We start from the raw sequence: 23,030 nt of genomic DNA, 5'->3' as shown, positions 1-23,030 counted from the left end.
TAAAAAAGGTCATGTCATTTGGACACGACCGTTTTGATTATTTTAACACTATTTGATCAAAAAAAGCTTGAATTTCATCATCTGGATGAGAACCAAATAATCTAGATACTTCTTTTCCGTCTTTAAAATAAACCAATGTCGGTGTAGCCTCTATGGAATAATCATCCCAGCCTTGGTCATATTCAAGTATATTATATTTTACAATTTCAACCCCATTTTTCTTTGCAAGAGGAGTTAATCTAGGAGTCATTTCCTGACAGTGAATGCATTCTGGACTAAAAAAGTAGACTGTAACCGGTTCGCCACTGTCAATTTTTGCTTTTAACTTATCGGGCATGATAATGTTTTGGTAGTTTGGGTCTTTTAGTAAATCAATAGTAGATTGTCTTAAATTAGTTTTATCATATGGGTTGTCCGCTAATTTTGTTTTGTTGGATTGGTTCGTTAATACAATAATTAAGGCAAAAACAACCACGATGATTCCACCGAATATAGCTAACTTCTTCATACTTCTTTTTCCTCCTTCATACTTCTTAAAACTAATACGCTACTAATAATGATTAAAATGAATGCTATAAGAGCTAAAAATGGGATCGTAATAAATCCTAAATAGTTTATGTATTCACCTGTACAAGGTACTCTTCCGCAAGCAGGTGCCGCCTCTTGCATAAAACTTAGTTTTTGAATGCTATAGTGATATGCGGATATACAACCTCCGATAATAGAAAAAATGAGCGTAGTAACTGCAATTTTTGCATTTTTTTGTGCATATGCTACACCTAAGATAATGACTAGGGGATACATGAGAATGCGCTGATACCAACATAACTCACATGGTTCATATTGTCGGATTTCTGAAAAGTATAAGGAACCAAGTGCAGCAGTAAAAGCCACAGACCACATAAATAACAATAGATTTTCCGCTTTTTTTGTCATAGGATGCTCCTTTAAAATACTTTGAACTCAAATCAAAGTATACGGGTTCTTTAAAAGTATGTAAAATATTTTATCTGTTCAGGAAAGAGAGATATAATAGAAGATACTTAACTATAGAGGAGCGATTAGAATGTCCGAAGAATTTGATCTATCCCAATTTGAAAAAAGTATGGTTATAAGACAAACGTCTTTTGCAGATATAGAATCCATTTTAGAAATCCAACGTCTTTGTTTCCCTGGAATGGATCCATGGGAAGTAGCGCACTTACGTAGTCACTTAACTATTTTTCCAGAAGGACAATTAGTTGCAGAACTAGATGGCAAAGTGATTGGTTCTTGTTCGAGTTTGATTATTAACTTTGATGAGTACGATGATCGCCATTCTTGGTCAGATGTAACGGATGCTGGCTATATTACAAACCATAATCCTGACGGGTATAACTTATATGGCATCGAAGTAATGGTGCATCCGAATTATCGTAGAATGAAGGTAGGGCAACGTCTATATGAAGGAAGAAAAGATATTGCCAGACAGTTCAATTTAAAATCCATCATAATTGGTGGGCGTATTCCAAACTTTCATAAACATTCACAGGAAATGTCGCCAAGAGAATATGTGACGGCTGTATCAAGACATAAATTATATGATCCAGTACTTACATTTCAGTTAATGAACGGATTTACATTGATGCGTATCAACCCAAACTATTTGCCAGACGATAAGGCATCCGTTAAATACGCTACATTGATGGAATGGAATAACGTCGATTATATCCCACTTTCAAAGCGTCATTTTAAAACGAGCTATCCAGTTCGGATTTGTGCAGTACAGTATATGATGCGTAAAATTAATTCGTTTGAAGAATTTGCAAACCAATGTGAGTACTTTGTAGACGTAGCTTCAGATGCACAATCCGATTTTGTTGTGTTTCCCGAAATTTTTACAACGCAATTGATGTCCTTCTTAGATGAACCTTCACCAAGTCAAGCCGTTCGTAAGCTAACGGAATATACACCGCAATATATGGAGTTATTTTCGGATTTAGCTGTGCGTTATAATATTAATATTATTGCTGGTTCCCACTTTGTGGAAGAAGAAAATGAAGAAATCTATAATATTGCATATTTATTTCACCGTGATGGTTCTATTGACAAGCAGTATAAAATCCATATTACACCGAATGAACGTAAATGGTGGGGAATTAGTGCAGGGGATTCCGTAAAAGTATTTGATACAGATTGCGGAAAAATTGCGATTCAAATTTGTTATGATATAGAATTTCCAGAACTTGCTCGGATTGCAACGGATATGGGTGCGAATATTATTTTCACTCCATTTTGTACAGAAGATCGCCAAGGATACTTACGTGTTCGTTACTGTGCACAAGCTCGAGCAGTTGAAAATCAAATTTATACGGTAATCTCTGGTACAGTAGGAAACTTGCCGCAAACGGAGAATATGGATATTCAATACGCACAGTCTGCTATTTTTGCACCTTCTGATTTTGAATTTGCACGGGATGGAATTGTTGGCGAAACAGAACCTAATTTAGAAATGGTGTTAATCGGGGATGTCGATTTAGAAATTTTAAGACGTCAACGTCAAGATGGGACAGTTAAGCATTTGAAAGATCGCCGCCATGACGTATATGAGATTGATTATAAAAAGTAAGGAATGGGGTTTCATTAAATGTCATATAAACAGTTATTCGAACAATGGAATAGCTTTTCTGAATTAGAGCCTATTTGGAAAGAGAATCTTCAGCTATTAGCAAAAGATGAGAAACAATTAGAGGATGCATTTCACCGTGATTTGGAGTTTGGAACTGGTGGAATGCGCGGGGAAATTGGAGCAGGAACGAATCGTATGAATACATATACGATTCGTAAAGCTACCTCCGGATTAGCTGGATATATACAAGCAGCTGGAGCGGATGCGATGAATCGAGGAGTAGTCATTGCATATGATAGTCGCAGATTTTCTCCAGAGTTTGCAAGAGAAGCGGCTAATACACTCGCTTCAAATGGCATAAAAGCTTATTTATATAGCGAGCCTAGAACGACTCCTCAGTTGTCTTATTCGGTCCGAAAACTACATGCATTCATGGGGATTGTGATTACGGCTAGCCATAATCCTCCCGAATACAATGGATACAAAGTATATGGAGAAGACGGAGCTCAGTTAAACTTGAGCGATGCAGATGCAGTCATTCATTATGTCATTAAAGCCGGGGATGCTCTCCAAATTAAACAAAGTGCTATTGACGAAAAACTTATTATATTTTTAGATGAAGAAATAGATAAAGCTTATATGAAAGAATTGAAAACAGTACAAGAAAATCCGACCCTTGCTGCAACTACCGAATTAAAAGTAGTATTTACTCCACTACACGGGGCATCTGGTCATACTGTCAGCCGTATATTAAGTGAGTGCGGCTATAAACATATTCATTATGTAGAAGAACAAATGGAGCCAAATGGTGAATTTCCAACCGTGAAATCTCCAAATCCGGAAGAACAGAGTGCTTTTGAATATGCCATTCAATATGGTGAAAAATACGATGCTGACATTCTAGTTGCTGCAGATCCTGATGGAGACCGCGTAGGACTAGCGGTGAAATCAGAAGAAGGATATAAGCTTTTAACCGGCAATCAAACAGGTGCTATTTTAATCGAATATTTATTGACACAAAGAAAAGAAAAGGGCACAATGCCTGCAAAAGGTCGTGTTTTTAAAACGATTGTGACCTCTGATTTAGGAAGAGTGATTGCGGAGTATCACGGTGCAAGTACAGAAGATGTATTGACAGGATTTAAATTTATTGGTGAAAAAATTAAGCAATATGAGGAAACGAAAGAATTTGAGTTTTTATTTGGCTACGAAGAAAGCTATGGCTATTTAGTAAAAAGTTTTGCTAGGGATAAAGATGCGATACAAAGTGTACTAGCGATAGTTGAGGCTGCTACTTACTATAAAGGGCAAGGTTTGACTCTAGTAGATGTATTACATACCTTATACGAAAGACATGGCTATTATTTAGAAGGGCTAGTATCTGTCACGAAAAAAGGGGTAAGTGGGTCGAATGCGATTAATAGCTTACTAGAACAAATTCGTATGAATCAGTTAACCGAAATTGCTGGGGTTGCTGTGCAATCACAAGAGGATTATTTAACTTCATTGCGAACGTTTACAGACAGTCGAGAAGCGGAGCCACTTTTATTGCCAAAATCGAATGTAATCAAATACTTCCTAGCCGATGGTTCATGGGTATGTGTAAGACCAAGTGGAACGGAGCCTAAGATTAAATATTATTTTGGAGTGACAAGTGAGTCCGAGACAGAAAGCATTGAAAAACTAGAAGCATTGAAACATGCATTTACTGATGAGATGAATCGGTACTTAAAAGAATAAATCATGAAATCCGGGAAAGTACTACATGTGCTTTTTCGGATTTTTTTCAGTCAAAAGTATGATGCCTAGTTTTTACAGTCATGTAACAATAAATGATAAGATGAAATACATAGGCAACAAGTATATGGAGGAGTTTTACATGCAGTCAAATGAACTCTCAAACATAGGATTACTGAAAGAAATTGCAGAGTTTCTAAATGAAGAAACAGGTATGGAACAAATGCTGCAAGGAGCACTTCAAAAGCTTTTAGAAGGTACTCTCTTTGAGACAGGCTGGATTTTCTTTATTGATAAAAAAGGAAAGCAACAGCTTATTGCCCATGACAAATTACCAAATGCACTAAAGCGGAATGAGTGCATGCATTTGCAAAAAGGTGGATGCTGGTGTGTTTCAAGATTTCAGAATGGTGAACTGAAGAAGGCATCTAATATTATAGAGTGTAAACGGATTGTCAATGCACAAAAAGCGAACCATGAAGACACAAATGACATCACACATCATGCAACCGTTCCTTTACAATCTGGACAAGAAAGTTTTGGTCTTCTAAATGTTGCGACCCCAAATACAATTCGATTTTCAGAGGGTGAGCTTGCATTACTTGAGTCCGTTGCCTTTCAAATTGGATCTGCTATTAAGCGAATATACTTGACGAAACAGGAGCAGCAAGTAGCGCTTGTGCAGGAAAGAAATCGTTTAGCGCGGGACTTACATGATTCGGTCAATCAATTATTATTTTCGGTCACTTTAACTGCACGTGGTGGAGTGGAAATGACAGAACAACAAGACATTAAAGACACATTTAGAGAAATACAATATTTAACACAAGATGCTTTAACTGAAATGAGAGCACTTATTTGGCAACTTCGTCCGAAAGGGTTAGAAACTGGAATAATGGAAGGCATAAAAGGTTATGGCGATATTTTAGGATTAACACTTACTATCCATGTGAAAGGTGTCATAAACTTACCAGCAAGTATCGAAGAAACGTTATTTCGCATTGCACAGGAAGCATTAAACAATATTAGAAAGCACGCGGGTGTGTTAAAGGCAGAGCTCTATTTAACGGTTACCCCTACAGATGTATTGTTAGTGATAAAAGACGAAGGTTGTGGATTTCATGTAAATGAATCGAAGAAATTGCCTTCTATTGGATTACAAAGTATGCGGGACCGTGCATATTCCGTTGGAGGAACAGTTGATTGGGTGACGGGATGGAATCAAGGAACGGAAATTTTAGTACGTTTACCTTATTAGGAGGGAGGAGGGGTACACATGATTCGAGTATTAATTGCAGACGATCATCATGTAGTAAGAAGAGGTTTAATGTTCTTTTTAAAGACCCAAAAAGATATGGACATTATCGGAGAAGCGAAAAATGGTAGAGAAGCAGTAGCATTGACAGAGACTTTGAAGCCAGATGTGGTGTTAATGGATCTAGTCATGCCAGAAATGGATGGTATCCAAGCAACCAAGCGTATTAAAGCAAAATATCCGGAAATTCAAATATTAATGCTAACAAGCTTTTCTGATCGGGATCATGTCATACCTGCATTGAAAGCGGGAGCAGCAGGGTATCAATTAAAAGACATTGAACCAGATGATTTGGCAGAAGCTATCCGTAAATTAATGCGAGGGGAAAATACATTACATCCTGATGCAACAACCCAACTGCAAAAGGAATATGAACCTATGGAATTATTGCCACATGAAAAATATTCCCTAACTCCGAGAGAACAAGATGTGTTGTCAGAACTCACAAAAGGAAAAAGTAATCGGGAAATAGCATCCTCTTTGTTCGTAACAGAAAAAACAGTGAAAACACATATATCGAATATATTTGCTAAGCTTCAAGTACAAGATCGAACCCAAGCTGCTCTATATGCAGTGAAACATGGATTAACAGAACCGAGTGGACTATAAAAAACACGGTGATCCGCAGTAATATTGCGGTGCGCTGTGTTTTTTTTTGGAAAATGGGGAATCGATCAATCATCGAAAATCACTTACTTACTCAATCACCTTTTCCCACTTCATAGCTCCAATCACCATCGCAACATATTAAGGCATAAGAAAACGACTCCCAAATTGGAAGTCGCTAACTGTTATTGTTCGTTTAATGATTCTTCATCTAAGCTTTCATCAGAAGGAGCAATTTTTATTATTTCTAGGTATTGAATATGATGACCATCAATATCTTTAATCATAAATTCAAAGCCTTGTTCAATTATCTTTTCACCTTTAACGGCATCATAGCTTTTTGTCATAAACCATCCACCGATTGTATCAATGTCTTCTTCGTCAATGTTAATGCCAAGAAGGTTATTTACATTTTCGATCAACATTTTTGCATCGACAATATAATGGTTTTCGCCGATTTTTTGAACTTCCGGAAGTTCATCTGTATCAAATTCGTCGCGAATGTCGCCGACAATTTCTTCAATAATGTCTTCTATTGTAACAAGACCAGAAGTACCACCATATTCGTCCATTAAAATAGCCATATGAATTCTTTCCCGCTGTATTTTAAGCAATAAATCAGCGATCGGCATTGTTTCAATTACACGAATAATCGGTTGCATATAATCACTTACTGGTGTTGTGGCATTTTCAGGATTTTTTATATAAGCGGTTAATAAGTTTTTCATATTCACAAGTCCAATAATGTGATCCTTATCACCATCTGTTACTGGGTATCTTGTATATTGTTCCACACCTATTAGTTCAAATACTTCATTTAATGTAAAATCTTTGTCAATGGATATAATTTCCGTTCTAGGAACCATTATTTCTTTTGCAAGTCGATCGTCAAATTCAAAAATTTTATTTACATATTTATATTCCGCTTGGTTAATTTCTCCACCCTTAAAACTTTCGGAAAGAATCATGCGAAGTTCTTCCTCTGAATGGGCTACTTCCGAGTCAGAAACAGATTTTAAACCAAATACGCGAACTGCTAAGAAACGTGCAGAGCCGTTCATACCTCTAATAACTGGATACATTAGATGATCAAAGATAATTAAAGGCTTGGCAACAGCTAGTGCTATTTCCTCCGCTTTTTGAATAGCAAAAGTTTTTGGAGTTAATTCTCCAACTACTACATGTATGAAGGTTACGAGTGAAAATGCAATGATAAATGAAAGTACAGAGGTAACACTTTCTGGAAGAACAAAGTATTCAAAAACTGGATGTAATATTGCTTCTATGGTCGGTTCACCAAGCCACCCTAATCCTAAAGCAGTAATTGTGATACCGAGCTGACAAGCGGATAAATATTCATCCAAATTGGAAACAAGTTTTTTTGCATTTAATGCATTTTTGTTTCCTTCAGCAATAAGCTGATCAATTCTAGTCGTTCTTACTTTAACAATTGCAAATTCACTTGCGACGAAAAATGCAGTGAATGCGATTAAGACAGCAAATGCTGTCAATCGTATGGCTATGTCCAAATAATTACTTTGTTCCTAACCCAAATGGGGGGTAGAACAAAGTGTACACCTCCTGTTTTCTAAAAAATAGTTTATAGTTTTAATAATAAAATAATGCAAAGTAAAATACAAATCTTTCTGCTTACAATGGGTATATTTGCATTACAACTCTTTCACTCTCTTATTAGCAACACTAAACCTTCATGTGCATAAATAGGTAATTTAAAAAGTAGCATGTGCACTATTTGGAGCAATGCTACATATTATTTAATTAGTTCCTTTTTTCAAAAAGTATTGACAATGGAAATTTCTATGTGCTAATGTTAAGGGACACTAAATAAATTGGAAATGGAGGTATGAAAAATGATTCGTTTAAAAGATATGACAAACAACTTAATAATTTCTTCATACCTACCATTTGACGTAAAATGATTGTTGAATAGACATTATTAGAAATGACTTTGTCTATTTTAAAGCACATTACCGGAATATGGGTAATGTGCTTTTTTGCGTTTACTTACTTCCAAAATTTGGTGTTAATGTGAAGTGGAGGAGTGTTGGATATGATTATTCAGCGAACAAGACAAATTTTATTAAAGGAATCTCTAGAAGGTGGATAGCCAAATCACGTTAAGAGAGAAAGAAGAAATGAGGGGTTAGAGAATGTTTTCTGTTTTATTTAAATTGCAATGGTTTTTTAAAGATCATTGGAAGCGATATACTGTCGCTGTAAGTTTACTGATTGTAGCAAGTGCATTTGAAGTGTTACCACCGTGGATTGTTGGAGGAGCAATAGACACGATTACGATGGGGAAAATGACATCTGAATCGTTAATGCAATATGTCATGTATTTTGTAGGAATTATCATTGTGGGTTATGGATTGAACTTTGTTTGGCAATACCAATTATTTGGTGGCTCTATTACAATTGAGCGTATATTACGTTCCAAATTAAATAGAAAATTTTTAAGTATGACTCCAACTTTTTATGAAAAAAATCGTACGGGTGATTTAATGGCTCGTGCAACGAACGATTTAAATGCGGTTGCAACAACAGCTGGCTTTGGAATTATGACCTTGATTGATTCAACGATGTATATGGCTGCGCTTATACTTGCGATGGGTTTTATTATTTCATGGAAGTTAACGATTTTCGCAATTTTACCAATACCAGTTTTAGCATTTATCATGCAATATTTAGGGAAAATCATTCACGAGAAATATATGGTTTCACAAGATGCATTTGGTGATTTGAATGACCGAGTATTAGAATCCATTGCTGGCGTTCGCGTTATTCGTGCATATGTACAAGAACGAGCAGATGAAAAGAAATTTGCTGATATGAGTGAAGAAGTGTATGAAAAAAATATGGTTGTGGAACGAATTGATGCTCTATTTGGTCCGATTACAAAAGTAGGAACTGGTATCAGTTATGTAGTTGCTTTAGGTTATGGTTCTTATCTAGTGTCTATAGGAGACATGACTGTTGGGAACTTAATCACATTTAACGTTTACTTAGGGATGGCTATTTGGCCGATGTTTGCTATTGGGGAATTAATCAACGTAATGCAACGTGGAAATGCATCGCTTGATCGGGTGCACGAAACGCTAGATTATGAGGCAGATGTGAAAGATCCTGTCAGTCCGATTCATTTGAATGAAGTTACATCAATTGGATTTGAAGAGGTTGGATTCCAATATCCTTTATCGCAAGTGAAAAATCTTCAAAATCTCCGAGTGAACCTTCAAAAAGGTCAAACGCTTGGGATTGTTGGGAAAACCGGATCTGGGAAAACTACTTTTATGAAGCAATTGTTAAGGGAATATCCAATTGGAGCTGGTCAACTAACGATTGGAGATATCGCAATTTCGGATCAAACAAAAGATCAAGTTTTAGAATGGATTGGTTATGTTCCTCAAGATCATGTTTTATTCTCAAGAACCATCCGTCAAAATATTCTTTTTGGTAAAGAGGATGCCACGGAAGAAGATCTGGAAGAAGCAATTCGATTAGCTCATTTCCAAAAAGACTTGATGAACTTACCAATGGGCTTAGAAACATTAGTTGGAGAAAAAGGCGTCTCTTTATCTGGTGGGCAAAAGCAACGTGTTTCAATAGCTCGAGCACTTATTAAAAATCCAGAAATTTTACTGTTAGATGATTCGCTTTCTGCAGTAGATGCAAAAACGGAAGCGAAGATTATTGAAAATATACAAAATGAACGTAGTGGTAAGACAACAATTATTACGACGCATCGATTGTCTGGAATTCAACATGCGGACCATATAATCGTTTTAGATGAGGGATTGATTGTGGAAGAAGGTACGCATGAGGAACTTCTTGTGCAAAATGGTTGGTATAAAGAGCAATACGATCGTCAACAGCTTGAGGGGGTGTCGTCATGAGTACAGGGAAACGACTCTACCATTATGCGTTATTTTATAAAAAACCAATTATCCTTGGTTTAATCTTTTTAACAATTGCAGTGTTTGCAGACTTAACAGGTCCTTTCATTGCAAAAAGAATTATCGATGAGCATATTACAGATGGATCCATTGATCTACAACCCATCCTAATTTTATTAAGTGTGTTCTTTGGTTTAACCATTGTAACGGCCGTTTTTAGATATTTTATGTTTATTAATCTACAAGTTGGCGCAAACCGGGTTGTTCAGAAGTTACGAAATGATGTATTTCAACATATACAAACGTTGCCGATACAATATTTTGATAACTTACCAGCTGGTAAAGTAGTCGCTCGTGTAACAAATGATACGGAAGCAATTCGTAATTTATATGTGCAAGTATTATCACAGTTTGCGACTAGTATTATTTCAATTACGGGAGTGTATGTGGCACTTTTCATATTAAATGCGAAAATGGCTGCAATGGCACTATTCGTTGTTCCAATCGTGTATGTTTGGATGATTGGATATCGCAAATATGCTTCCAAATATAATCATATAGTTCGTACGAAAATTGCCGATTTAAATGCAATGTTGAATGAATCGATTCAAGGGATGTCGATTATTCAAGCATTTAAACGAGAAAAGCAAATGGAATCTGAGTTTGAAGAAATGAACGAAGAACATTACCGGTATCAGAAGAAATTACTTACATTAGATTCAGCTACTGCTTTTAACTTAGTTAGTGTACTTCGCTCCATTATGTTTATCATGTTTATCTGGTATTTCGGGAGCCAGTCAATGGAACCGAATGCGATTGTTTCAGCTGGTATGCTTTATGCATTCGTAGATTATACGACTCGATTGTTTAATCCGATTACAGGAATTGTCAACCAATTCTCGCAACTGGAGAGATCTCTTGTAGCAGGAAATCGTGTATTCGGTTTACTAGATGAATCAGGAGAGACAGTGAAAGATGAACGGATGGATCGTTACGAAGGAAATGTAGAGTTTCAAAATGTTTCTTTTGCTTACAAAGAAAAAGATTATGTCTTGAAAAATTTAAACTTTGTTGCGAATAAAGGGGAAACGGTGGCACTTGTTGGTCATACAGGGTCAGGTAAAAGTTCGATTATGAACTTGTTATTCCGTTTCTATGACCCATCAAAAGGGAAGATTCTTATTGATGGCATTGATATTACGACAGTACCAAGGCAAACCATTCGAGATCATATGGGAATTGTATTACAAGATCCGTATTTATTCTCCGGAACCATTGAATCAAACGTAAGCTTAAACGATTCAAGAATTTCCCGTGAGAAAGTAGAAGCCGCTTTGGAAGCAGTTGGTGGCGAACGTGTGCTTAAGAATCTTGAAAAAGGACTGGATGAACCTGTTATTGAGAAAGGGAGCACATTATCCTCTGGTCAAAGACAGTTAGTTTCTTTTGCAAGAGCCCTTGCATTTGATCCGGCCATTCTAATATTAGATGAAGCAACTTCCAATATCGATACGGAAACAGAAGAAATCATTCAACATGCCATGGATGTATTGAAAAAAGGAAGAACTACTTTTATCATTGCACATCGACTTTCTACTATTAAAAATGCAGATCGTATTTTAGTATTAGATCGTGGGGAAATTGTAGAGAGTGGAACTCATGACGAATTGTTACAGCTACAAGGACGTTATGAACAAATGTATAAATTACAAGCAGGAGTACCTCAAAACGTGTAATGCGTTTAGGGGTATTCCCTTTTTATTTATGAAATTATCACGTCTGTTGATTAACCACTTTCTAACACCAAATACTTGTAAGGAAAGCATTAAAATCTTCGTTAGAATTTGTTTGTTTTCGTTTCGGCTTGGATGAAGGTACAATTTCGGGCACACAGCGTTTTTTTTATTACCCGTAATATAGAACAGTTTTTTTGTATAGTGCGCATTAGTTGGATTCCACTAGGATTTCCGCTACAAGGCAGACGCTTTCCGCGGGGGCGCCGCCCTTTCGCTCCAATCCCAAAAAGCCTTGCTATCTATTCAGTAACGTCGCATAACGGCAAAAACCGCCCAATTCAATCAGGAGGCACATGCGCAATATAGGACGCGGTACTCGCAACATTCTTGGACATTTGCGCAATATATTGATAGTTTGCAATTAATAAATGTCACCTCATGCGAAGTTAAAGCTTTGATACGAGATAATGGTCGCGTTCAGCGTGCGGTTTGTCTCGTTCGCGATAGCTTTTGTCGCACTCGATAGTGAGTTTGTCGCGTTCACCACGTGATTAGTCTCGTTCAGCCATTTTATGGATATTACCTTTGTAAAAAAAATACATAAAGTAAGATTTAGCGCAACGGCAAATCGCATTTGCGACGAGTAACTGCAGGAGCAAATGTTTCGTCCAAAGCACTCTAGAAACGGTGAAGACCAGATGCACTTAAAGGACGCTTGAGCTTTTCTTAATTGTCTTGAGTTTTTCTGGCGGTCATCGTATATTTAGAGTATCGAAATAAAAGAGTGAAAGAGGAACTGTATAATGCAATGGCTACAAAATTGGAAAACAAAAATAGCTTCATTCAATAAAAACATCCGCTTATTCATGCTGGCAAATATTCTCATTCAAATTGGAATGGGCGTTTTTTCAGTTATGTATAATTTGTATATTAAAGAGCTAGGGTTTCCAGAAACGGTGAACGGGAGTGTAATCTCAATGACTTCACTTGCAACCGCTATTATGTTAATTCCTGCAGGGTTTTTAAGTGATCGATTTGGACGTAAAGGCATGATTATTCTTGGGACAATAGTGACGGTTTTCACGTTATTTTATAGAAGTATTGAAGTAAGTGAACATTCACTTGTATATGCTGCTTTTTTCACAGGTCTTTTTATGGCACTTGTTCAAGTATCGGGCGTTCCATTTCTTGCCGAAAACTCGAATGCTAGTGAACGCATGCACTTGTTTAGTATTCATTTTTCGTTGATGACGATTGCAAGTGTTGTAGGGAGTTTAGGTGGAGGAATAATAGCGGATGCATTGCATATGTATGCAGCTATGTCTGTTTTGGATTCTATTAAATGGGTTTTGATCTTGGGCACAATTATATTTGCATTTGGTTTATTTCCTTTATTTAAATTAACGTCTACCGTAAAGGTGGAAGAAAAAGTAATAGAAAAAGTAGAGAAGGAATTACCTAGCAACTTTAAACGTAATATTACCATTATCGTGCTCTTTGGATTTGCTAATTTGCTCATAGGTACAGGTTCAGGTTTAGTCATTCCCTATTTAAATTTATATTTTTCGAATCGATTTGATGCATCCAATTCTTATGTTGGATTAATATTATCGCTTGGTTCTGCAATGACGGCAGTTGCCATGCTTATGGGACCTGCACTTGTAAAAAAGGTCGGCCAAGTTCGGGCACTTGTGATTTTTCAGCTGCTGTCTATTCCATTTTTATTTCTAACTGGTTATACCACTTCCCTAGTTGTAGCTTCCATCGGGTTTTTACTACGACAGGCATTAATGAATGCCGGGAACCCGATTCAAAGTGCCATTGCCATGGATCTTGTACATGATAAATATAAAGGACTCGCTAATTCGGTAAACCAGATGGTGTTCAATTTAGGTTGGGCAACAATGGGACCGGTATCAACCGGGCTAGTGATGGCATATGGTTTTTACTGGGGCTATGCATATACGTTTACAATAACAGGTATTTTATATATTATTGCTTCTACTTATTTTTATATTTTATTTGGAAGAAAGAAAATAGGGACTGTATGAAGTAGTGTTTAGCGTACGAAATTATATCTTCGTCCGCTTTTAAAACAGTAGGAAAGCATCTAATCACCCTTTAACCAAACCTAATGCACCATGTCTTTACAAAATCCAAGAGGGCGACGGAAAAACATTTGCCACAAGATCCTTTGCTCTAACGTTAATAGTGTAGCTAATGTTTCGTCCAAAGCACTTTGGTAACGATGAAGTCAAGACGCACTATAAGGAGGCTTGCGTTTCGCTAGTCATATACATGAAACAACATCAATTCATGAATCATTTTTTTAACAGTTTCTTCATCATTCGGTATTTGGCCAATCCACTTAATCGTGCCATCCGCTTCATATTCACCAGTGTATCTAGTTTGTTTATAGAAGAACGAAAGAGACCAACCAGGTAATTGCTTATTTTCAAATAGTGGTTTAAAGCTAAAATGTTGTAACAAAATAATCATCCTTTCATGTGTCATAATTTGCTCGCATACATTAGTAGAAATGACTAGTGAAGGAGCATCCAATTGTTTGTAGAGAAATTAGAGAAAGCGATTCAAAATGAATATGCTGATTATCATTACTATAAAGATATGTACAATTTAACAGAAGACCCATACTGGCAAGGGTTTATTCAGCATGTAATTGAGGACGAAAAAAGCCATTATGAAATGTTTCAACAACTCTATTATATGCTGACGGGGACGTTTGTTCAAAATCTAGAAAGACGAGAGCCTTGTATGGATTTAAAAGCATGTGCCAAAGATGCAGTTAGAGATGAGTTAGAAACTGCGGAAATGTATAAAGAAATGTTGCTCCAAATACCGATTCAGCAAGCGTATGCACCACTGTTTGTTGCAATGCATGACGAAACAGAGCATGCCATTCGCTTTTCGATGATGTATAATGCGTTGTAAAATGTTTTTGTGTTTGTCCTTCCTCTGCTATAATGAGTGAGAAGCTAGAGGAAAAAGGTGAATTAGATGGGGTTTTTATGGACGATTGTATTTATGGCGGTAGTCGGAGCAGCTATTGGGGCAGTTACCAATCATTTAGCAATAAAAATGCTTTTTAGACCACATGAAGCAAAATATATTGGATCTTGGCGGATTCCTTTCACACCAGGGTTAATCCCAAAAAGACGTGATGAACTTGCCAAGCAATTAGGAAATACAGTAATAAATCACTTATTAACTCCCGACATATTTAAACGAAAATATTTTAATGAAGAAATGCAAGATAAAGCGACAAAATTAATCGTTCGACAATTGAATGAAAAAGTTCTTCTTTCCGACAAGACAATTGCTGATTGGTTAAAGCTTGGTGGAATTGAAAACATTGCAACAATGGCAAATAAAAAGATTGATGAGCAAGTGGATATTCAATTTGTGCAATTAAAAAGCCGCTTTGAACATGAATCCATCCGTCAACTAGCTCCAGCAGATTGGCAACTGAAGGCGGATAGTAAGGTAGGAGAAATTGTTTCTTATATTCTTCTAAAAGGGGAAGACTTTTTCGAGTCCGAAGAAGGAAAAATGACCGTAAAAAATTTGATTGATGATTTCCTATCTACAAAAGGAACCTTTGGAAGCATGATTCAAATGTTTGTCGGCGAATCATCCTCACTTGCCGGAAAAGTTCAGCCGGAAATTACAAAGTTTTTAAAAGCACCAGGGACTAAAAATATGTTAGAAAATATTGTTCGAAATGAATGGGAAAAACTGAAAGATCGACCAATTGTGGAAATGATGGACGGTTTTGATTTTGAACCGATTATTAAGAATGTGAAGACATATTTAACTAAGCAGTTGGCAATAGAAGATCGATTAAGTCATAGTCTAGTTCATTATTTTCCGGAAGTAACTGATTGGACACAAACAATATTAGTTCCAAAACTAACTTCATTTGCATTTTTAGAAGCGGAAGCAAAGCTAGAAGAAGTATTGCATAAAATGAAATTAGAAGATATGGTAAAAGAACAAGTCGATTCTTTCCCAGTAGCACGTTTAGAAGATATCGTACTTGGCATTTCGAAACGAGAGTTTAAAATGATTACTGTGCTAGGTGGAGTTCTTGGAGGTCTTATTGGGGTTATCCAAGGATTAATCGTCTTTATTACAGGCTAAAAAAAGGAGTCAATAAAAATGATCAATATTTATGATGATATTAATAAGTTAGAAGCAACACTACGCCAAACGAATGAATTTTCTCATGTAAAAGCTGCTGTTGAATCAGTCAAAGCAGATGAAGAGGCACTAGCATTATTCCAAAGCTTCCGTAAAATTCAATTATCCCTTCAAGAAAAGCAGATGAAAGGCGAAGAAATTTCTGGTGAAGAAATTGAATATGCACAAAAAACTGCTCAGCTTGCTCAAGGAAATGAGAAAATTTCACAAATGCTTCAAGCTGAAATGGCTCTAAGTCAAATAATTGAAGAAGTAAATCGTGTTTTAATTAAACCAGTGCAAGAACTATATGAAGGAATTTAAATAATGAAGGATCTCTCACATTTGATTGTGGGGGATTTTTTTATTTAGCAGGAAAATTATAGAGGATGGCGAATACTTAAAGAATGAATGATGATTCACTTGGAGAGGAGGAATAGATATGTATAAAACTTTACTGCTAGAAAAAGAAGAACGTGTGGCAACACTAACATTAAATCGTCCAGATGCAATGAATTCAATGAACGAAGTGATGATGAAAGAACTTGCGGATTGTTTGGAGTCTATTAAGAATGACAATTCCATTCAAGTCCTTCTGTTAAAAGGAGAGGGGCGCGCATTTTCTGCTGGTGGAGATATTAAAGCAATGATAGATACAGAGAGTCCATTTCATATGGAAGATGTCATGGTAGAACTAGGTCGAATTGCGAAGACATTATATTCGCTACCTCAAATTACGATTGCTTCTGTTCACGGAGCAGCGGCAGGACTGGGACTTAGCATCGTCCTTGGATGCGATATAGTTATCGCAGAAGAAAATAGCAAGCTTGCAATGAATTTTATTGGAATTGGGCTTGTCCCTGACGGAGGCGGTCATTTCTTCTTGAAGGAAAGAATAGGTATCCCAAAAGCAAAACAGCTAATATGGGAAGGGGAAATATTTAAAGGGGTAGAAGCAAAAGCAATAGGATTAGTGGATGTAATTGCATCGGATGGATTAGGCTGGGCAACAGCTCGGTCTTACGCACAAAGATTATTAGAATCTCCTCTTGCTGCAATGATTGCTACAAAAGAAATTTTGCATGCTAGTCAAATAAAAGAATTAGAATGGATGTTGGAAAAAGAAGCGGTTAAACAAACAGCAATGCGTCAAACAGCAGATCATTTAGAAGGAATTAATGCCTTCGTTGAAAAGCGTAAGTCTGAGTTTAGAGGAGAGTAAAAAATTGGGGGAGATCAATAGTCGTTGATCTCCCCTTTTTAATGTAGATTGGGTAAATCGGAGGTGAGTTGGATTTATATGAAGGTGGGCAAGCAAATAGCAGTTTGTTTAAAGTGGCACGCAATGCATATATGGATGAAAACTAACGGAAGTATTGCTAGATACAAGTCATCTACAAGAAAGATACGACTATTTAAATGAAGAAGGATTCCAAGCGTACGGAGCAGTCGTTACTGGGCCAGTAAAAGAGTTATTAAAATTAAAAGAGCTAAAAGAAGTTCGTAGTGTTCAATTGGGAGAAATCACTTATTGGAACTGGAATGATTAAAACAGCACAAGGCGTCAGCTTGACTGAGGCGAGTTTTGGGGAGAAGTTGATAGTATGTAATGGCCATTCATAGAAAATGGTCGTTTTTTATGGATAAAATATCCTATTCCAACTAAACATGCGATTATTCCAACTAAATGCTCCAAAATTCCAACTAAACCAACCAATTTTCCAACTAAACACTTCAAAGTTCCAACTAAAATTACTTCTTCCTAAAAAACAATCTAAAAAGAGGCTAAAACCAATGTGGTTTTAGCCTCTTTACAAATTTAAACGTGAAATAACACTAGCTTTCCTGAACTGTTTACTAAACGATGAGTTGATTCGAGCAAACCTTTTTCTTCGATAGCCGCTTCGCCTTTTTTCTTCGCTTCGTCATCATTTTCAAATGACCAAGTCTCTTCCACAATCAGCTTCCCAGTTGGTTCAAATGCAGTGAATTTATATGTTTTCAAGAATTAACACCCCTTTATTATTCTTATAAATATTATACATCAAAAAAGACAAAAGAAAATGTAAAGCGGGCTTGACAATAAAATAAAAAGTAAAGTATACTTTACGTAAAGTTAGCTTTACAAAAAGGAATGATACTGCATGAAGAATTTTGTCCGAGAGAAGAGAATAGGATTTGGGATGACACAAGACGAACTATCAGAGAAGTTAGATGTATCTAGACAAACTATTATTTCATTAGAAAAAGGAAAGTATAATCCATCAATCACACTGGCTTTTAAACTTTCAAGACTGTTCCGATGTTCGATTGAAGAATTATTTATATTTGAGGAGGATAAAAAGAATGTATGAAGAATTTGATCTGTTTTCATTTTTAATTGGGTTACCTTTGGCTATTATCATCATGATTATTGTCTTCTCGATAAATCGAAGAATTGGTAAGAAAAAACGTTGGTTTGATGAGCGCTATACTAAGATCAATGAAAAAGCACGATCGATTTCCTGGAGGTACACTACATTTGCTATTTTAATCGCTTGGATGATTATCATTGTTATGGAAGGACCAGGATTATCATTCTTTATAATGACGGGGATTTGGCTTATTCATATGATTTCTTACTCAATAGGGGCAATTATTGCTAATCAAGATAACTAATTTAGGGTTGATATGATGTGAAAAATAATACAAAATGGGAGTTAATAATTCCCATAATTTAACTAATTGGAATTCCCATAAAATTTTTGATTATTTCGTTGGCTACAGGCAATTAGAAAAATCCAACAATTAGTATTCCGCCTTCTTTTAAAGCAGGATTTACTGGATTAATATTAACGGTTAGGCAAATAAAATTAGAACAAAGATTATTTAAATAAAGCTTAGTTTCAATGCAAAATTATAAATATTACTAACCCTCTAAAAAGATTGTGTACATTCATTTGTCTACAGTCTTTTCTTTATGATAAAATAAGAACAAATATTCGTTTTTTATGAGAGGTGTATGGAATGACAAAAATTCGTTTTCTACATATTGCAGATTTGCATTTAGACAGTCCATTTAAAGGGATTTCCGCTATTCCGCAAAATAGGTGGAAGGATATACGGGAAAGTACATTCCAAGCTTTTACAAATGTAATAGACTATGCCATTGAAAGCAAACCTGATTTTATCTTGATTGTCGGTGATATTTACGATGGAGAGAATAGGAGCTTACGCGCGCAGCATTTATTTCAAAAAGGGATGGAAGCTTTACAGACAGAGGGAATTCCTGTTTTTATTTGTTACGGCAACCATGATCACTTAAGTGGAAATTGGGTGAGATTTCAGCTTCCTAATAATGTGCAAGTATTTCAAGAAGAAGTGGAAACAAAGAGACTTAACGTCAAAGGAAATACAGTCCATATAACTGGATTCAGCTATAAGGAGCGGCATATTCGTGAAGCAATGCACGCATTTTATCCGATAGCTAATGGACAAGATATTCACATTGGCATGTTGCACGGAAGTGTTGAAGGAAATGACGAACATGATGTATATGCCCCATTTCGTAAAAATGATTTGATATCAAAACAATATGATTATTGGGCACTAGGACATATTCATAAACGACAAATTTTACACGATGAACCTCCCATTGTTTATCCGGGTAATACACAAAGTAGGCATAGAAATGAAAGTGGGCTGAAAGGATTTTACGAAGTTTCTTTAACAAAAGGACATGCAGATCTACAATTTATACCTTCTTCCGCTTTTATCTACGATAAAATCGAAGTGTCCTGTGATGGAATAATCCATGCAAATGAATTAATTACTCGAATAGAAGAATCCCTGATAATGTACAGAGAATCTAATGGCAACGCAATAATAGAATTGACACTCACGAATATAGGAAAAGATGCAGAAGAACTTTTACAAGCGTCGACGAAGGAAGAGTGGCTTTCGATTATTCAAGAGAGTCTCAGTGCAGAAAATCATTTTGCCATCGTTCAACAGCTAAAATTTGACTTGCCAAAGGAAACAATAAAAGAAGCGGAAATGATTATGCAGATGATAGAAGAGTGGAGCACCTCCAATTGGAAGGATGCTTTAAAGGAACTATATCAGCATCCAAAAGGGAGTAGGTACCTGGATACAATCGAAAAAGAATTTATCGAAGAAACGATACAGGAAGTGGACCAGTTACTGACCAAGGTTGTAACGCAAAGGAGGGAATAAACGATGAAAATAGAAAAACTCCATATATACGGCTTTGGAAAACATGAAAACGTCCAAATAGATCTAAAATCAGGCATGAATGTCTTTTATGGTGAAAATGAAGCTGGAAAATCTACTATTCAGCAATTTATTTTGCATATCCTTTTTGGTTTTCCGCAAAAAAATGCTCAATTATTAAGATATGAGCCTAAGAGTGGAGCAGCGTATGGTGGTAAAGTTCAACTAATAGATGAAAAGATAGGACGCGTTGTAATTGAGCGTGTGAAAGGGAAAGCAAGTGGGGACGTGACTTTATATTTTGAAGATGGAACTCGTGGAGGAGAAAGAGAGTTAGATGGCCTACTACATTCCTATAATCGTGTAGATTTCGAAGCAATTTTTTCTTTCTCCTTGCTACAATTGCAAGGTTTTGAAAAAATGACCGAGGAAGAGCTCACGCGTACTTTACTTTCTTCTGGAACAACCGGAATGGATACATTGTCTAGCGTGGAGACTCAATTTGTAAAAGAAATGGGCGAGTTATTTAAGCCAAGTGGGAAAAAACCAATCATCAATCAAAAAATAGAGGAACTTAGGGCGATGGAGGAAGAATGGAAGTCCCGTTTAGCAGAAGTGGACAAATATGAACCTTCCACTAAACGATTGAAAGAAATTGAATTACTCTTAGATCAGACAAACAAACAAGAAAAAAATATTACGGCCGAAATTCACCGATTTATGCAATGGAAGCAATTAAAACCGATCAAAGAAAAGCAAATAAGTCTTTTAGCTGCTTTAGATAAAGTCCAACATCAAACCTTTCCTACCGATGGAATTCGACGATTTGAAAGTATAAAAGATAAAGAAATGAATGTGAAAGCTGCAACAGAACAATTAAGTGACAATCTAGAGCAATTAACAAATAGTAATGCACTATTAACAGCAGATCAATTAAATTCTTTACAAACCTTCTTAGCATATGAAACAGAATGGCATCAATTGAAAGCAAAAAGAGTACAAATAGAAGAGGAACAAACGAAAACGTTGCAAAACCAAATGCAACAATTAGCACTTGTTGGTATCGACTGGGAAAAGAATCTAAACGACATTCTAAAAGCAGACATATCCATTCACCAAGAAGAAAAATTAGTGACATTATTAAAAAAACGAGAACAACTAGAAAGTGAATTACTTCAAGAAAATCGATTAAATCAACTGAAGTCAGAAGATCTTCGCTTGCACCAAGGACGTTTAAAAGAGATGAAACATACGAAGTCATCGTCTACTGGTAAAATTCCTTTTGTTTTTAGTAGTATCATTTTTCTTTTAGGGCTGATTTTAAGTTTTCTACAATCTAATTTGTTAATCGGGCTAACTTTTTTAATTGTAAGTGTGCTTGTTTTTGCCGGGTTTTCTTTTGTTGTAAGGCCCTCCCATCAATCAAATGATATTAAAACATACGAAAGCTTATTGGCAAAGGAAGAACAAGCGTTAGTAACTCAAATTAGTCAGTTGGAGAATACGATAACTGCATTAGAATTGGAAAAGAAACAAATCGAACGGGATATGCAATCCTTTTTAAGTAGCTATCATTTAAATAACCAGGTCTCTCCGAATTTGTTAAAAGAGTTATTTAGCCGACTACGTATGATTCAAGAGCAACAAATACAGTTAGATCAAATGGATATAAATTTATACGAAGTAAGAAAAAAAATGAAAGAACTTTTTGGGCAGGCAATAAATATGGTCAATATTCCATTGATAGAAGATATGCTTTTCCACCAGCTACGAGAATATTTCTTGAGCGAAAAGAAAAAACTAGATGAGAATGAGTCAATAAGCAAGAAAATAAAGGAGATTACGTTTAAACAAAAAGAAAATATTTCCTTGCTTCAAGCATATGCTCGAAATATTCAAGAACTTTTCCAAGAAGCAAAAGTAGAATCAGAAAGTGATTTTTACGCTGCTTTCCATTTTTTTGAACAAAGACTTTCTTTAGAAAAAGAATTCCACCAGATTCAAATCCAACTAGGAAATAAAGAAATAGCATTGGATGATTTTGACGAAGCATTTGAAAACGAAAGCAAAGAACAGCTACACGCAATCCAAAATAGTCGAAATGAATTAATGGAAGAAAAAGCATCTTTACAATATCAAACAAGTAAACTGTTAGTAGAAGATCAGCAAAGTGAGATTCTACAGAAGATGGAACAGAAGAAAGCAGAACTGCATGAATACGTAAAAAAATGGGCTGCCTACAAAACAGTCGTAGAAGCGATAAAACAAATGATGGTGCAATTAAAAGAAGAACGCCTTCCGGAAGTACTTGAAAAAGCACAAGCCCATTTTAGAATGCTGACTGGTGCTGCATATGAACGGCTAGTATTAACACCAGAAGGAATTTTCGAAGCAATTAAAGCAAGTGGGCAGCGTTTTAAGATTGCTGAACTAAGTCAAGCTACAAAAGAACAAGCTTATATTTCTCTTCGAATTGCACTTGCACAATCATTAAAAAATAAAGCTTCTTTTCCAATTATTATGGATGATCCATTTGTACATTTCGATCGTTTCCGCTTACAACAAGTGGTACAATTAATGCAGGAGCTACAAAAAGAAGAGCAACTACTTTATTTTTCATGTCATGACAATATGCAATATGTATGGGAAGATGCGCATATTTTACAAGTAGCGACATATTAGCCGGAAGCGGAGGAGATGTG

Annotated in this window: 21 protein-coding genes; 16 read left to right on the top strand and 5 right to left on the bottom strand. The window is 36.0% G+C overall.

Annotation, left to right across the window (positions count from 1 at the left end):
- Positions 1–37 precede the first annotated feature (37 nt).
- Positions 38–508, bottom strand: coding sequence for a thioredoxin family protein (locus tag ACEPXG_RS14420; protein ID WP_391203801.1), 471 nt, complete (start codon positions 506–508; stop codon positions 38–40).
- Positions 505–936 (bottom strand): disulfide oxidoreductase, encoded by a 432-nt coding sequence (locus ACEPXG_RS14415; RefSeq protein WP_391203798.1) that lies wholly within the window; start codon positions 934–936, stop codon positions 505–507. Before ACEPXG_RS14415 ends, ACEPXG_RS14420 begins: the two co-directional genes overlap by 4 nt.
- A gap of 130 nt (positions 937–1,066) precedes the next feature.
- Here ACEPXG_RS14415 and ACEPXG_RS14410 point away from each other — a divergent pair, with 130 nt between their 5' ends.
- The 4 genes from ACEPXG_RS14410 to ACEPXG_RS14395 all read left to right on the top strand — a co-directional run bounded on the left by ACEPXG_RS14410 (position 1,067) and on the right by ACEPXG_RS14395 (position 6,269).
- Positions 1,067–2,608 (top strand): GNAT family N-acetyltransferase, encoded by a 1,542-nt coding sequence (locus ACEPXG_RS14410; RefSeq protein WP_391203795.1) that lies wholly within the window; start codon positions 1,067–1,069, stop codon positions 2,606–2,608.
- 18 nt (positions 2,609–2,626) lie between these two features.
- Positions 2,627–4,348, top strand: coding sequence for a phospho-sugar mutase (locus ACEPXG_RS14405; protein WP_391203792.1), 1,722 nt, complete (start codon positions 2,627–2,629; stop codon positions 4,346–4,348).
- 139 nt (positions 4,349–4,487) lie between these two features.
- Positions 4,488–5,603: a GAF domain-containing sensor histidine kinase gene (locus tag ACEPXG_RS14400; protein WP_391203789.1), complete on the top strand. Its 1,116-nt coding sequence runs from the start codon at positions 4,488–4,490 to the stop codon at positions 5,601–5,603.
- 18 nt (positions 5,604–5,621) lie between these two features.
- Positions 5,622–6,269 carry a response regulator gene (locus ACEPXG_RS14395; protein ID WP_391203786.1) on the top strand — a complete coding sequence of 216 codons (648 nt, stop codon included), beginning with the start codon at positions 5,622–5,624 and terminating at the stop codon, positions 6,267–6,269.
- A 182-nt stretch (positions 6,270–6,451) separates the two neighbouring features.
- Here the strand turns inward: ACEPXG_RS14395 and ACEPXG_RS14390 are convergent, their stop codons facing one another.
- Positions 6,452–7,795 (bottom strand): hemolysin family protein, encoded by a 1,344-nt coding sequence (locus tag ACEPXG_RS14390; protein ID WP_391203783.1) that lies wholly within the window; start codon positions 7,793–7,795, stop codon positions 6,452–6,454.
- 642 nt (positions 7,796–8,437) lie between these two features.
- On the opposite strand from ACEPXG_RS14390, the gene ACEPXG_RS14385 reads away from it, so the two are divergent.
- The 3 genes from ACEPXG_RS14385 (at position 8,438) to ACEPXG_RS14375 (ending at position 13,967) form a co-directional block, all read left to right on the top strand.
- The gene (locus ACEPXG_RS14385; RefSeq protein ID WP_391203780.1) at positions 8,438–10,180 is read left to right on the top strand and encodes an ABC transporter ATP-binding protein; all 1,743 of its coding nucleotides are present in this window, start codon (positions 8,438–8,440) and stop codon (positions 10,178–10,180) included.
- Entirely contained in the window at positions 10,177–11,916 is a 1,740-nt protein-coding gene (locus ACEPXG_RS14380) for an ABC transporter ATP-binding protein (RefSeq protein ID WP_391203777.1), read from the top strand. Before ACEPXG_RS14385 ends, ACEPXG_RS14380 begins: the two co-directional genes overlap by 4 nt.
- 803 nt (positions 11,917–12,719) lie before the next feature.
- Positions 12,720–13,967, top strand: coding sequence for an MFS transporter (locus ACEPXG_RS14375; RefSeq protein WP_391203774.1), 1,248 nt, complete (start codon positions 12,720–12,722; stop codon positions 13,965–13,967).
- 235 nt (positions 13,968–14,202) lie between these two features.
- Here the strand turns inward: ACEPXG_RS14375 and ACEPXG_RS14370 are convergent, their stop codons facing one another.
- Positions 14,203–14,406, bottom strand: a complete 204-nt coding sequence (locus ACEPXG_RS14370; RefSeq protein WP_391203771.1) for a YheE family protein — start codon at positions 14,404–14,406, stop codon at positions 14,203–14,205.
- Positions 14,407–14,478: 72 nt separating this feature from the next.
- Here ACEPXG_RS14370 and ACEPXG_RS14365 point away from each other — a divergent pair, with 72 nt between their 5' ends.
- The 5 genes from ACEPXG_RS14365 (at position 14,479) to ACEPXG_RS14345 (ending at position 17,666) form a co-directional block, all read left to right on the top strand.
- Positions 14,479–14,868 (top strand): ferritin-like domain-containing protein, encoded by a 390-nt coding sequence (locus ACEPXG_RS14365; protein ID WP_391117212.1) that lies wholly within the window; start codon positions 14,479–14,481, stop codon positions 14,866–14,868.
- Positions 14,869–14,934: 66 nt separating this feature from the next.
- Positions 14,935–16,077, top strand: a complete 1,143-nt coding sequence (locus ACEPXG_RS14360; protein ID WP_391203768.1) for a DUF445 domain-containing protein — start codon at positions 14,935–14,937, stop codon at positions 16,075–16,077.
- Positions 16,078–16,095: 18 nt separating this feature from the next.
- Positions 16,096–16,440 carry a YlbF family regulator gene (locus ACEPXG_RS14355; protein ID WP_391117208.1) on the top strand — a complete coding sequence of 115 codons (345 nt, stop codon included), beginning with the start codon at positions 16,096–16,098 and terminating at the stop codon, positions 16,438–16,440.
- 118 nt (positions 16,441–16,558) lie between these two features.
- Positions 16,559–17,338, top strand: coding sequence for an enoyl-CoA hydratase (locus ACEPXG_RS14350; RefSeq protein ID WP_391203765.1), 780 nt, complete (start codon positions 16,559–16,561; stop codon positions 17,336–17,338).
- 154 nt (positions 17,339–17,492) lie between these two features.
- On the top strand, positions 17,493–17,666 hold the full coding sequence (locus ACEPXG_RS14345) for an anti sigma factor C-terminal domain-containing protein (RefSeq protein WP_391203762.1): 174 nt from the start codon (positions 17,493–17,495) through the stop codon (positions 17,664–17,666).
- A 269-nt stretch (positions 17,667–17,935) separates the two neighbouring features.
- Here ACEPXG_RS14345 and ACEPXG_RS14340 read toward each other — a convergent pair whose 3' ends face one another.
- Positions 17,936–18,121, bottom strand: coding sequence for a YhzD family protein (locus tag ACEPXG_RS14340; protein WP_391203759.1), 186 nt, complete (start codon positions 18,119–18,121; stop codon positions 17,936–17,938).
- 139 nt (positions 18,122–18,260) lie between these two features.
- Between ACEPXG_RS14340 and ACEPXG_RS14335 the strand changes: the two genes are divergently transcribed.
- The 4 genes from ACEPXG_RS14335 to ACEPXG_RS14320 all read left to right on the top strand — a co-directional run bounded on the left by ACEPXG_RS14335 (position 18,261) and on the right by ACEPXG_RS14320 (position 23,010).
- Positions 18,261–18,470 carry a helix-turn-helix transcriptional regulator gene (locus ACEPXG_RS14335; RefSeq protein ID WP_391203756.1) on the top strand — a complete coding sequence of 70 codons (210 nt, stop codon included), beginning with the start codon at positions 18,261–18,263 and terminating at the stop codon, positions 18,468–18,470.
- Positions 18,463–18,774, top strand: a complete 312-nt coding sequence (locus tag ACEPXG_RS14330) for a hypothetical protein (RefSeq protein ID WP_391203754.1) — start codon at positions 18,463–18,465, stop codon at positions 18,772–18,774. The genes ACEPXG_RS14335 and ACEPXG_RS14330 overlap by 8 nt, the downstream gene beginning before the upstream one ends.
- Before the next feature lie 348 nt (positions 18,775–19,122).
- Positions 19,123–20,331 (top strand): metallophosphoesterase family protein, encoded by a 1,209-nt coding sequence (locus tag ACEPXG_RS14325; RefSeq protein WP_391203751.1) that lies wholly within the window; start codon positions 19,123–19,125, stop codon positions 20,329–20,331.
- 3 nt (positions 20,332–20,334) lie between these two features.
- Positions 20,335–23,010 carry an ATP-binding protein gene (locus ACEPXG_RS14320; RefSeq protein WP_391203748.1) on the top strand — a complete coding sequence of 892 codons (2,676 nt, stop codon included), beginning with the start codon at positions 20,335–20,337 and terminating at the stop codon, positions 23,008–23,010.
- The last annotated feature ends 20 nt before the right edge of the window (positions 23,011–23,030 follow it).

The organism is Psychrobacillus sp. L4 (genome assembly GCF_042944905.1).
Classification (GTDB): Bacteria; Bacillota; Bacilli; order Bacillales_A; family Planococcaceae; genus Psychrobacillus.
The sequence above is the reverse complement of the archived record's forward strand: the minus strand, read 5'-3'. Positions and strand labels throughout refer to the sequence as shown.

Excerpts from the sequence above, each read along its gene's own strand:
- ACEPXG_RS14420 (WP_391203801.1), bottom strand. The coding sequence starts at position 508 with ATGAAGAAGTTAGCTATATTCGGTGGAATCATCGTGGTTGTTTTTGCC.
- ACEPXG_RS14415 (WP_391203798.1), bottom strand. The coding sequence starts at position 936 with ATGACAAAAAAAGCGGAAAATCTATTGTTATTTATGTGGTCTGTGGCT.
- ACEPXG_RS14410 (WP_391203795.1), top strand. The coding sequence starts at position 1,067 with ATGTCCGAAGAATTTGATCTATCCCAATTTGAAAAAAGTATGGTTATA.
- ACEPXG_RS14405 (WP_391203792.1), top strand. The coding sequence starts at position 2,627 with ATGTCATATAAACAGTTATTCGAACAATGGAATAGCTTTTCTGAATTA.
- ACEPXG_RS14400 (WP_391203789.1), top strand. The coding sequence starts at position 4,488 with ATGCAGTCAAATGAACTCTCAAACATAGGATTACTGAAAGAAATTGCA.
- ACEPXG_RS14395 (WP_391203786.1), top strand. The coding sequence starts at position 5,622 with ATGATTCGAGTATTAATTGCAGACGATCATCATGTAGTAAGAAGAGGT.
- ACEPXG_RS14385 (WP_391203780.1), top strand. The coding sequence starts at position 8,438 with ATGTTTTCTGTTTTATTTAAATTGCAATGGTTTTTTAAAGATCATTGG.
- ACEPXG_RS14380 (WP_391203777.1), top strand. The coding sequence starts at position 10,177 with ATGAGTACAGGGAAACGACTCTACCATTATGCGTTATTTTATAAAAAA.
- ACEPXG_RS14375 (WP_391203774.1), top strand. The coding sequence starts at position 12,720 with ATGCAATGGCTACAAAATTGGAAAACAAAAATAGCTTCATTCAATAAA.
- ACEPXG_RS14360 (WP_391203768.1), top strand. The coding sequence starts at position 14,935 with ATGGGGTTTTTATGGACGATTGTATTTATGGCGGTAGTCGGAGCAGCT.
- ACEPXG_RS14355 (WP_391117208.1), top strand. The coding sequence starts at position 16,096 with ATGATCAATATTTATGATGATATTAATAAGTTAGAAGCAACACTACGC.
- ACEPXG_RS14350 (WP_391203765.1), top strand. The coding sequence starts at position 16,559 with ATGTATAAAACTTTACTGCTAGAAAAAGAAGAACGTGTGGCAACACTA.
- ACEPXG_RS14335 (WP_391203756.1), top strand. The coding sequence starts at position 18,261 with ATGAAGAATTTTGTCCGAGAGAAGAGAATAGGATTTGGGATGACACAA.
- ACEPXG_RS14330 (WP_391203754.1), top strand. The coding sequence starts at position 18,463 with ATGTATGAAGAATTTGATCTGTTTTCATTTTTAATTGGGTTACCTTTG.
- ACEPXG_RS14325 (WP_391203751.1), top strand. The coding sequence starts at position 19,123 with ATGACAAAAATTCGTTTTCTACATATTGCAGATTTGCATTTAGACAGT.
- ACEPXG_RS14320 (WP_391203748.1), top strand. The coding sequence starts at position 20,335 with ATGAAAATAGAAAAACTCCATATATACGGCTTTGGAAAACATGAAAAC.